Raw genomic sequence first — 566 nt, forward strand, 5'->3', positions numbered from 1 at the left:
AATCTCTTGCTTTTCGACACCAGTTTTTCCACGTCAAAGACCAATCCAATTTGATCGCATCTTTTCCAGCCTTGGCGTGCCAATGCCCACAAAAATCCTCAATCGTTCGAACAACATCAAGCCCAAGGTTACGGGCATATTCTCGATCTTCCTCATCTGGCAACCAATCGTTAGGAAGTCTTGAGCCACGTTTGGATTTACTTTGGGGGGTATTTATATCTTTAGGGGGTATATCTAATTTATTAGATATATCTATTCTATTCTTCTCTATTCTATTCTTATTAGGAGTTTCTTGTTTTTGGCTATTTTCTGGGATTTCTTCTTGCGTACACGTAACACCCTCGCTGCAAGGTTGCTGCATAGACGTTGCATCATCGCTGCGTTTATGCTGCGTTGAAGTAGCGCTTACGTTGCTTTTACGGTTTTTTGATTGGCATTCTCTGACCATACGACGGGAAAATACAATGCCATTTTCGTCAACAGAACACACGTTGTTTTCAATTAAGATTGAAAGTTGCTTTTTAATCGTACGAGAATCAAGACCTGTCAATTTTGATAACTGTAAA

1 protein-coding gene is annotated in these 566 nt (G+C 39.9%); it reads right to left on the reverse strand.

What is annotated here, in order from left to right; translation table 11 throughout:
• A partial coding sequence (locus PQG54_RS12300) for a hypothetical protein (protein WP_271807739.1) occupies positions 1–566 on the reverse strand: 566 nt, incomplete at both ends.

Source organism: Commensalibacter communis, from assembly GCF_947179015.1.
GTDB classification, from domain to species: Bacteria; Pseudomonadota; Alphaproteobacteria; order Acetobacterales; family Acetobacteraceae; genus Commensalibacter; species Commensalibacter communis.